The sequence below is a fragment of the Rhodococcus sp. P3_B8 genome, from assembly GCF_056402775.1.
Genome location: NZ_JBFUGT010000287.1, coordinates 1 through 8,243 on the forward strand (window position 1 = coordinate 1; position 8,243 = coordinate 8,243).

The window sequence follows — 8,243 nt, forward strand, 5'->3', positions numbered from 1 at the left end:
CTCTTCGACGTCGCGGGCGGTGCCGGACGGGTGGCCGGTGACATCGACGCCGGGAGTGATCAGCTGTAGGGGGCTGATCGGCAGTGGGTCGGGCGTGACACCGACGACCGTGAGTTCACCGAACGGAAGCAGCCCACCGACCACATCACCCATCGCTTTCGAATTCGCCGCGGTCCCCAGAACCACGGATACGCCACCGAGAGCCTGCAACGCTTCGCTGACGTCACCGGCGGTGGAATCGATGTAGTGGTGGGCGCCGAGCTGGCGGGCGTCGTCGCCTTTGTCTGCGCCGCGGGCGATGGCGACCGTCTCGAAACCCATCGCCCGGGCGAACTGCACACCGAGGTGGCCGAGTCCGCCGATGCCGAGGATGGCGACGCGGTCGCCCGGGACGGCCCTGGTTTTGCGCAGCGCGTCGTACGTGGTGACTCCGGCGCAACTCATGGGTGCTGCTTCGGCGAAGGACAATTCGTTCGGAATCCGGGCCAGTGCGTTTGCTGGAACGGTCACCGACTCGGCGTATCCGCCAGGGTACTGCCAGCTCGGCACCTGCAACTTCTCGCAATGAATGAAGGAGCCCTGACGACAGGGGATGCACCGGTTGCAGTGCCCACCGAACCAACCCACAGCGACGCGGTCGCCGACGGTGTAGTGGTCGACGCCGTCGCCGAGTTCGGCGATGGTTCCGGCAATCTCGTGTCCAGGTGTCAGGGGCCAAGACATGTCCGGGAACGCGCCGTTGACGAAGGCGTGGTCGGTGCCGCACACTCCGCACGCCGACACCGCGATGCGTACGTGGTCGCGCGGGGGCGACCCTGTCTCGACGTCGACGAGTGTCAGCGGTTCGCCGGGGGCCTGGACGTGAACTGCCTGATGGGTGGGCATCTGTAATCTCCCTGTCTGTCGTCCTGAGGGATCGAGAACCAGGTTTCAGTGAAGCGTCTACGTAAATCTCATACTATCTGCCACTTGCGTGGCGGGCGTGGGAGATAGACGTGTGTCACGGCTACCCGCATCACCGTGCGGTGGCGTGGGTTTGACCGTGTCCCACACCGACGCTTGTGGTGCAGGAACATGCTGTTTCGGAGTCACCCCCAACCGCGGTGTCACGATGGGCAGGCTGCGGCGAACCCGGCGATGCCGCGGCCTGCTCGGGGTGGGACCTTTCTTGTCGCGCGATGGCCGCACCGGCGCGTGTTCGGCGACCCGGACCGCGGGCATCTGTCCACGCCGCTGGGCGGCTTTGTTTCTGCCGAGCAGTGCGCGTTTGGCCAGGTTCACCCCGGCGATATGGTCGCGGTTGCCGCCGACCCGGCAGCCCGGGCACCACGCGGTGTGGTAGCCGCCGGGGCGTGCAAGCGGTTCGTCGCAGCCCGGGCACTGTGCGGACGATCCTCGGGCGGGCACGGAGACCACCGTGATCCCGGCACCTGCGGCGGTGTGGGCGAGGGCTGCGGCGGCGTGGCGGCGGGCGGACTGCGCGGCCCGATTGTTGTTGACCCGTCCGTGTCCGCGGGGCTCGAGGGTGGTGAGATCTTCCACCGCGATCACCTGCGCGCCCGCGGCGGCGGAGTAGTCGGTGGTTTGGYGGGCGAAGTGGAAGGCCAGTTCCCGGTTGATCTTCCTCCGCTTGGCACCCACCGCCTCGCGGTGCTCGTCGAGGACGGCGATCTTCGCCTCCAGCTGGGTGCGAACCTCGGCTGGGGCGGTGGCGGCCAGCCGGGTCAGCCTTGCGGTGCAGCAGCTGGCCTTCGGCCTGCAGGCGGGCCAGTTTGATTCCGAGGCCGCGGTCGTCGTAGGTGAAGCCCCGGTAATCCGACACCAGTCCCTCAGGGTTGTCGGCCACGGTGGATGCGGCGCCGAGGGTGGTCGGGGACCAATCGACCCCGACCGCGACCGTGCCGGCCATTAGATCGGTTGCCGGGATGACTTCGGTCGCCGCGCCCCGCCACAACAGGCCCCGGCGGTCGAGGATCAGGGTCGGCAGATGCCAGCCGGTCACAGCTCTGCCGTGCAGGTGCGCGGGGATGGCGGCGGTCAGACGGACCCGCCGCCACTGCGCCCGCCCCGCCGGGGTCGGGCTGGTCGGCAGCTTCACCGTCAACACCAGCTCACGGCCTGTCGCGGTGATCTGTGCGAGCTGCCGGTCGGCGGCGGAGAGTTGGCCCATCGCCGCCATCCGGGGTGGTTCCTGGACGTCGGTGATCCGCACTCGGCCGGCCGGTGCCCCGTCGGTGCGGCGGGCGTGTGCGGCGAGCTGACGTCGCACGCCACGAGCGAAACCCGCTGACACGTGTTTCGCCGACCCGTTCGGCGGCGCCACAACGCCGGTGGCCGGGTCGAATCGGGCCGAGAGTGCCGTAATCGCGGTGTCCCGGTAGGTCAGGGTCCGCAGGGTCGCCATCACCTGCGCGGTCACCACCCGCGTGACACGCGACGGGACGTAGACCCCGTACGGGTAGTGCGGGGTCCAGCCGAGACGGGCCGCGGCGACATGACCCTGTGCGGGCAGCCTGCGGTCCTGCCGGTCCAGGCCGACGGCGAGCACATCGAACGTCGCCGGCTGCCACAGCCGCGACACCAACTCGGCGCCGGCCGCGGTGACCAGGTCGAGGAGCCACCCCACCCGGGTGTCGACGTCGTCGAGTCCGATCGGCTCTCCGGTCGCAGCGTCGACCGCTGTGTATGGGCGGGTGGTGAACGAGAACTGCCGCGGCGTCGCGGACACCCCGTCGTCGATACTGTGTCGACCACAGCGCCCAGAGAACGGTCCGGACCACGATTCCGGCGCCGCCGTGACGTCTTCCATCAACCCTCCCACCAGCACATGTGGCATCCCCATCTCCTAATACCTCGACTGTAACGCCGACCACCGACAAGAACCGCCCGAACCAGCCCACCGGCGAACCGGGCCAATCGATCCCGCGCCACACCACCCGCACCACCGTCCCGTGAACCGACCGTTGGTCGCGTCGTCGAGCCTCCGGCCCAACCTTGCCGCCTGCCTCCGCGGACTTGGGCCGCGATCTTTGCAGACCCTGATGTACATCACCAGTAGCGCTGTCCCGCACCATCTTTCCCGATCGGCCAGCAACGCCCCTTTTGTCCTGTCGGGCCCAATACCCGGCAGTGCACTGCCTCCACCCTCTCCGGCGTCGCTCCCGCACGCTCCCCTTCGGGCCTGCCCAGAGGGTCCGACTTGTCCGGGGAATGACGATGATGTTTGAACATCTATACAGCAACAGTATTCAGCGTGCGGGCAGTCTGCCTCACGGCACGTGTCCGACGAGCTGTGCTGCGGTTCGGGGTCCCCGCGGTCGTGGACCGGGGGAGACCCCGAGGACGGCTAGTGTGCGACGTTCTTTGTCCGGCAAGGCGTCGGCCCTCCACTTCTTTACCGCCCGGTAGAGCCACTGGCCCACCTGTTCACCGTCAGCGGTGACATAGTTCGCGGGAACAAGTGCGTTGCCGTGCTCTTCACGGTAGGCGGCGATGGCGGTGAGCATCCGTCGCCGCTTGGCGTCGGTACGTGACACGGCGGGAAGTGGGCCGTCGTCGTCGCTCCACAGAAATCCGATCGCATCGAGTTGTTCGATGCGCTGGGGCGGCAGAGTGCCGAGCACACGGGCAATCCGCTGGCGGTCCTGCCAACGTCCCAGTCGGAAACCGCATTCGGTGACGAAGTCGGCAGGGACCGGAGTTCGGGGGTGTTGGTGCTGAAATTCGCGGTAGAGCTGCAGGGCGGAGGCTGCGGGCCTGTTATCTCGCATCGAGATCGCATCCTTGTGAAAGCCGTCAGACGTTATCTGGATAGTCATCACTTCAAGTATGTCAACGAGTTTGACGATCTGTCACGAAAGTAGGTTCGTGTCGTCCGGAAATGCGCTCTTTGCGGGTAAGGCGAGTGCCTTGTGGTGGCGCTATTCGTCGATGTCGACGGCAATCGAACTCTCGGCCGAAGCGTCAGTGTCGAGGAAATAGATCTGTAGGATCGATCGACCTCTGATTCGTGCTGGGATTTCTCGGCCGCGTTGCGTTGCCTCGGCGACGTTTCGGCGCGCCGGCGAGGTATGCACCATGCACCATCACGTTGCGGTTCCCGGCGGCCGACTTCGCCTGCGCCATTGCGCTCTCGATCCCGTCGCCGCCGGGGCCACCCGGTCCCTCGTTCGGACCCGCGATGTGCCCGTCGAGGGACATCGGCATGGAGCGCACCGATGTGGACAAAGGCGTCAGCTCCCGTCCTCGACGGCGCAGCTCCAAAGCCGCACCTTCTGTCGCCACGTCGACACAACCATACAAAATCCGACGACATCTCCGGTGCCTCCACGCGCGGTACATCGGTTCGATTCGACCGTCGGCACGCCCGTGGCAGAATCTCGGTCGAAAGGATGAAGATCCGCACCGTACGGTCCAACGGCTATCCGCCAACTGAGGGTTCGTGTACCCGGCGCGCCAGCCCATGCCGCCGCCCGCCCGTGAGCCGGCCGCGCTTACTCGAAGGGCAGCGTCTGCCTCCTACGGTTCGAATACCAGCAGCGGTTTGGCCCCGTGTGCGGGAGCTTCGGCCAAATGGACGGCTTCGGTGAACTTTTCGAGGGGGATCGGCTGACCCTCGGGCACGCGCAGCGCGCCGCTGTCGGCGAGCTGAAGTGTCCGGTTGGTCGTTGCGGCCATCTGGTCCTTCAGGGTCTCGGTGAACCAGCGGAACAGCCAGAATCCCCGAACGGTCTTGGTTTCGTAGATCAGTGAGCGCGCGAAGATGGGGATGGTGAGTTTGTCGGGATCGGTTTGGCGGTGCGTGGACAGCGCACCGTAGACGACCAGCTCACCGTGCGGTGCCAGCGCACGCGACACGTCCGCACCGATCTGACCGCTTACACAGTCGATCGCCTTGGACACGCCGTCGTGGCCTGCTATGTCGGCCACCCGTTCGCGCAGGTCTTCATCCTCCGTGCAGATCACCGCGGTGCCTCCCAGCGCGAGGATGTCCTCGACAGCGGATCGACGGCGGACCACGTTGAGGGTCTTGACGCCGACGTGCGCCCCGAACTGGATGACCGACTGGCCCACGGTTGAACCGGCCGCGGTCTGCAGGAGCCATTCACCCGGTTGAACATCGGGTTCATCACCGGTCAAGACCACGGCGGTGAGTGGATTGGCGAGAATCGCCGTGGAATCGCTCATGCCGGGCGGTACAGGCAAGACCCGCCCGGCATCGGCGAGAACGTACTCCTGCCACGTGCCCGTGACTCCGATCGTGATTTCGCGTTGCCCGGCGGTCAGACCGTCTGTGCCGCTTCCGAGTTCGTCGAACACACCGACGGATTCGATTCCGAGTACGGTTGGGAACTCCGGGTGAATCCGTATCTGCCGCGGATGGTGTCAGATCGCTGGCATGGACAGGTACTGCTGTCACCTTGATCCGGACCTGGCCGGGATCGGGCTCCGGAAGCGGGCGGGTCTGCAGGTGCAGGACCTCGGACGGTTCGCCTAACGTGTCGGCGACGACAGACTGCATGGCTGCCATCTTCCTGGCGCCCCATTAATCGGATTCAGATCTCACACGGTTCTGTGTGCATGGCGTCGGCCTCGCCGTTCGACGGCCAAGATTCGAATCAGCGCGGCCCAATCACAGCCCTACCAGCTCTCATGCTGCCACCGCGGCGGAATTGACGGGGTCTGGGCCCGTCCTCTGCCCCACTCGCTACCAGGGTTGGACCGAGATTCCCGCCCGGCACTCAGCGTTGGCGGTCACCGATCGCCCCGCGGAACAGCCGGACGCCGTCATCGCCTCAGATGCCGCTCGAGTTTATGGCCAGCTGCGCTCGAATCCGGAAACAAGGTGTGAGCTGGCGCTTCCCTCGCCAACCCGCAACACAGCTCGATGTGTTCGAACGCCCGAACTCTTGACAGAAACAGAGGTTTCCTCCGAAGTCGGCAATGGAAATCGGCCGACTCTGGGAGCAACCCGAGGTGCTGGCCACGATCGTCGCACCGTGGAAGACCGAGGGTGCCGAGAACCGGACCGGCAGACTCTCGACGCCTGAGTCCCCGGTGCTGTCCCTTCTGCACTTCCTCTTCTACGTCAAGTCCGGCACCGCTTGCTGACACTCGTCGCGCCACAGGAGGGCGCCCAGGAGTGCCGGGTGATCGGTGGCACGCACCAGATCTTTGAGCGGATGGCTGCCGAGATGGGGACGGGCTCACTCAGCAGATACCGGCCGGTTCGGTGAACAAGCTCGAGGTGGGGTACGGCACACCGTTCTAGCGAGGAACACCTGAACGGTTTCGTGCTCAGCCTCGATCACGACCTCGCTGAACCGTCCTGATCTCCGGCAGATCCCCGGCGAGCATGTTTCGGTAGGACTGTGTAGCAACAAATGTCGTGGCAGTCGTGTCCGGATGGCCCGATCCGCTCAGGCGTCTCCGAGATGGCTGCCTCGCGGGAAAATGGCTGATGGCGGTGGCGTGCAACTCCTCAGGTGGGCAGCTCCGCCCCGGACTGTTCGGCGGCCATGTACTCGGCGTACCAGTCGGGCCAGTTCGGGTCTTCTTCGCCGGTGCGCTCTTCGTGCCCGCCGTGGGCGGCCGCCGCGCGCCGGAGCGCCGTCGCGAGGTCGCGTGCAGAGCCGAACGAGGTGACGGCGGTGTCGATGCGCCCGGGAAGCCTGGTCGTGACCTCTTGCAGCACCCAGGCATTGCGTCGGGGTCGCCGAACAACGCCAGCGAGAAGTAGCTGCGACGGTCCGGGTCCAGCCCGTTGCCCGGGCCGTCCGTGCCGAGGTGGAACAGGGTCACCTCGATGCCGGCGGCGGCCAGCTGGTCACGGGCAGCCTCGATGTCGGAGACGATGAGGTATCCCTTGGCGGAACCGGGTGCGGCCGTTGTGAGGTCGGCGCCGAAGTGGATCGAGGCGGCGGCGCCGGGCGGGGTGAACTGGACGACGCCGGAACCCGGCGGTGTGACGTTTGTCTCCAACCGAGCCTGGTGTGGCGTCCCTGCAGCCACCCACGTTTCGTCGTGTGGTCATCAGAAAACGAACTGTTGCCCACCGTCGATGTCGTATGTCGCGCCGGTGAGCGCGGTGTTGCTCATGATGTGGACGGCCAGTGCGGCGACGTCGGCGGGGCCGACGACCCGGCCGATCGGAAGCGTTGTCCGCAATTCCTTCCGGCGCTCGTCCAGTCGATCTCCGAGTAGCGATGCCGACAACGGGGTGTCGACGAAGCCGGCGGCGATGAGGTTGACGCGAACGGGCCTCATCTTGCTCGCAGCGTTGCGCGCGACCTCGAGCCCCAGCACCACGTGACCGCTGAGTTGTTCGCGCACCTCATCGGAGTCCATCTCGAGCAGGGGTGCGTAGCGCGGGCCCCCGGCCGTGACCAACACATGGTCGATCGGTGTCTGCAGGACGTGGAAGAACCTCGCCAAGGCGGCCGTGTCGTTGGCGTCGAAGGCTGCGGTGCGCTGCGTGCCGACATCTGTCGCTGCTTGCTCGAGCCGGTCAGGATTGTGGCCGGTGAGGATGACCTCGGCGCCCTCGGCCCGGGCGCGGCGAGCTGTCTCGAGGCCGATGCCTGCGCTGCCGCCGAGCACGACGACGGTTTGTCCGGCCAGTTCCGGTTCGCGTTGAATAAGGACTGGTGTGGTTTCGGTGGTCATGGTTTCTCGGATCGGTAGCGTCGGCTGCCGATGGCCGGGAAGCTTGCGAGCACGCTCCCTCCTCGGACCTGCCGCAGCCGTCGGCACGACCGATCGCGGCCCCGGAGGACGCCGTCGCGACATGCAGTCGCCGGTCGGCCTGCGCCTACCGAAATGCTTCTACAGTCGTCGCGGCCGGGCAAGGGCGGACGCACAGTGGCTGGATGCGACGACCGTCGTCGCGCGGTGGGGTTGGGCTTCGGGGTGTGGGGCGGTCGAGAGCCTCGACGCCTCACGGGTGGGGGAGCGGTCTCGCATTTCGGGTGTCGAGTATGGCCGTCATTACTGCGATTTCATTGCTCTGGTCACGGATCATCCCGCGTGCGATGCGGCGGATCGGTTCGGAGGCAACCGCGTGGGTGGCTGCCTCGGCCATGTCGACGCCCCCTTGGTGGTGCCGAATCATGAGCTGCAGAAACAGTGTCTCGGCATCTGCTCCGCGCAGGCCGGCGAGCCGGGTGATCTCGCTGGTACTCGCTGCTCCCGGCATGGGCGCGCCGCTCTGGTCACCCATGGCGTGATCAGATCCGTGCATCCAC

General features: G+C 66.5%; 7 protein-coding genes and 1 pseudogene. 1 reads left to right on the forward strand and 7 read right to left on the reverse strand.

The features are described 5' to 3' along the window. The 4 genes and pseudogenes from AC1D1G_RS37475 to AC1D1G_RS37490 all read right to left on the reverse strand — a co-directional run. Positions 1-885 (reverse strand): alcohol dehydrogenase catalytic domain-containing protein (locus tag AC1D1G_RS37475; RefSeq protein ID WP_477956102.1); only part of this gene is annotated, 885 nt, incomplete at its 3' end. 57 nt (positions 886-942) lie between these two features. Continuing rightward, positions 943-2,809 (reverse strand): annotated as a pseudogene (locus tag AC1D1G_RS37480) (zinc ribbon domain-containing protein). Between the two features lie 460 nt (positions 2,810-3,269). Beyond that, positions 3,270-3,770 carry a helicase associated domain-containing protein gene (locus tag AC1D1G_RS37485; RefSeq protein ID WP_477956103.1) on the reverse strand — a complete coding sequence of 167 codons (501 nt, stop codon included), beginning with the start codon at positions 3,768-3,770 and terminating at the stop codon, positions 3,270-3,272. 748 nt (positions 3,771-4,518) lie between these two features. After that, on the reverse strand, positions 4,519-5,319 hold the full coding sequence (locus tag AC1D1G_RS37490; protein WP_477956104.1) for a zinc-dependent alcohol dehydrogenase family protein: 801 nt from the start codon (positions 5,317-5,319) through the stop codon (positions 4,519-4,521). Between the two features lie 624 nt (positions 5,320-5,943). Here AC1D1G_RS37490 and AC1D1G_RS37495 point away from each other — a divergent pair. After that, positions 5,944-6,111: a hypothetical protein gene (locus AC1D1G_RS37495; protein WP_477956105.1), complete on the forward strand. Its 168-nt coding sequence runs from the start codon at positions 5,944-5,946 to the stop codon at positions 6,109-6,111. A 370-nt stretch (positions 6,112-6,481) separates the two neighbouring features. Here AC1D1G_RS37495 and AC1D1G_RS37500 read toward each other — a convergent pair whose 3' ends face one another. From AC1D1G_RS37500 to AC1D1G_RS37510, 3 genes are all read right to left on the reverse strand, one after another. Next, complete coding sequence (locus tag AC1D1G_RS37500) at positions 6,482-6,694, reverse strand: glyoxalase (protein WP_477956106.1); 213 nt, start codon at positions 6,692-6,694, stop codon at positions 6,482-6,484. A 338-nt stretch (positions 6,695-7,032) separates the two neighbouring features. Then, positions 7,033-7,665 (reverse strand): SDR family NAD(P)-dependent oxidoreductase, encoded by a 633-nt coding sequence (locus tag AC1D1G_RS37505; RefSeq protein WP_477956107.1) that lies wholly within the window; start codon positions 7,663-7,665, stop codon positions 7,033-7,035. A 271-nt stretch (positions 7,666-7,936) separates the two neighbouring features. After that, positions 7,937-8,243 (reverse strand): DUF305 domain-containing protein (locus AC1D1G_RS37510; RefSeq protein ID WP_477956108.1); only part of this gene is annotated, 307 nt, incomplete at its 5' end.